The 1,598-nt window shown below is 55.1% G+C and carries 3 protein-coding genes; 2 read left to right on the forward strand and 1 reads right to left on the reverse strand.

Annotation, left to right across the window (positions count from 1 at the left end):
• Positions 1–681 (forward strand): ATP-binding cassette domain-containing protein (locus ACH2EH_RS12305; RefSeq protein ID WP_395142065.1); only part of this gene is annotated, 681 nt, incomplete at its 5' end.
• On the opposite strand, the gene ACH2EH_RS12310 is transcribed toward ACH2EH_RS12305, so the two are convergent.
• Positions 650–1,270, reverse strand: coding sequence for a hypothetical protein (locus tag ACH2EH_RS12310; RefSeq protein WP_309697418.1), 621 nt, complete (start codon positions 1,268–1,270; stop codon positions 650–652). The two genes, ACH2EH_RS12305 and ACH2EH_RS12310, sit on opposite strands and share 32 nt — an antisense overlap.
• A gap of 65 nt (positions 1,271–1,335) precedes the next feature.
• Between ACH2EH_RS12310 and ACH2EH_RS12315 the strand changes: the two genes are divergently transcribed.
• Positions 1,336–1,598 (forward strand): hypothetical protein (locus tag ACH2EH_RS12315; RefSeq protein WP_395142066.1); only part of this gene is annotated, 263 nt, incomplete at its 3' end.

The raw sequence follows: 1,598 nt of genomic DNA on the forward strand, positions 1-1,598 counted from the left end.
AGGAAATTCACGGATATCTCGCTGACGGTGCATGCGGGGGAGATCGTCGGGCTGGCGGGGTTGGTGGGCGCGGGGCGCACGGAAGTGGCGCGGGCGCTCTTTGGGCTCTTGCCACTGGATTCGGGCGAGATTCTCGTGAAGGGGGAGCGAGTGCGGATCAACAATCCCAGCGACGCGATGCAGCACGGCCTCGCGCTGGTGCCTGAGGATCGGCAGCACCAGGGAGCCTTGTTGCCCTGGAGTATCTGGCAGAACGCGAGCTTGGCCAGCCTTCGAGGCACTTGGCTCGCGCCGGGAAAAGAGCGAGAACTGGCACAGAGCGGGCGCGAGAGCTTCGAGGTGCGCTGCCAGAGCGTCGAGCAGAGCCTCGCGGAGCTGTCGGGGGGGAACCAGCAAAAAGTTGTCTTATCAAAGTGGCTGGCGACCAATCCGAAAGTCTTGATCCTCGATGAGCCCACGCGTGGTGTGGACGTCGGGGCTAAAGCGCTGATCCACGACGAAATTCAAAAGCTCACACGGGAGGGGCTTGGGGTCTTGCTAATCTCCTCCGATCTGCCTGAAGTTCTCGCCCTCGCCGATAGGGTGCTGGTGATGCGTGAGGGTAAGCTCGTGCGTGAGCTGAGCCGTGAGGAAGCCAACCCCGAGAGCGTTATTGCCGCCGCAACGGGGGCGTCAAGGTAGGGAGTTCCCGCTCGCATTCTGCGAAAATATAGTCCAGAATTCCCAAGATTTCGGGCGTCTGTAGGAGTGAGTAGGAGGGACTCTCGAAAACTTCTCCTGAAACGGCTCGGCGATAGAACTGCCAGGCTGTTCCATTAGTGACCATTCCAAAGATCACACCAAGATGATTTGCTTGCTGGTTTATTTCAAAGCATGCCTGCATTTCAACCAGACACTGTGCTAAACCTTTATCAAAATCATCTTTTTTAGCCTCAGATACGCACAGGAAAGGCATGATGGGAACAGTTCCGTCAGGAGCAATCAGATAATCTACTAAACCACCTGTATCTGTGCTCGTAATTGTTGTTTCCTTGAAGATTCTTAGCTTTGCATAGGGTTGAATGGCCTCTTCAAAGAGTGCATCGGCAATTAAAAGCTTTGCCCCTTCGGAGCGTGCCGTGTCAAATCGTCGGAGGCGTTGCATTTTTTCCGAAAAAAAAGCGCTTGGTTGTTTTGGTGGAATTTGTAGATTCCACTCTGTGAGCTTGCGCAGTCCGACTTTCTCCAGAGCGGTTGCCAGGTCGAATTTGGAAAATCTGATGCGTGCCATGATAGTTTAAGTATATCACTTGGAGTCTTCATGCATGCTTCATAAATTTCTTGTTTCATAAGTCTATGAGACGAATCAATGGGGTATTGCTTGTGCTCGTTTGCTGCCTGGGGAGCATCGCTGCCCAGGCGCATCCGGGGGGATATGAGCACGATATGGCACCCGAGATGCTGCGTATTTGGCACAACCAGGCGACGGGCCAGACCGTGACCGGCGCGTTCTCGCACGTCCGTAAAGACACGGTCTATGTGCGGGGGAAGCGGGGGCTGACGGCGATTCCGTTGAGCCAGCTTGCGCCCAGTGACAAGCGCTTTGCCCAAGGGATTAG

Origin of the sequence: Armatimonas sp., from assembly GCF_043760365.1 — a bacterium.
In the GTDB taxonomy this organism is placed as follows: domain Bacteria; phylum Armatimonadota; class Armatimonadia; order Armatimonadales; family Armatimonadaceae; genus Armatimonas.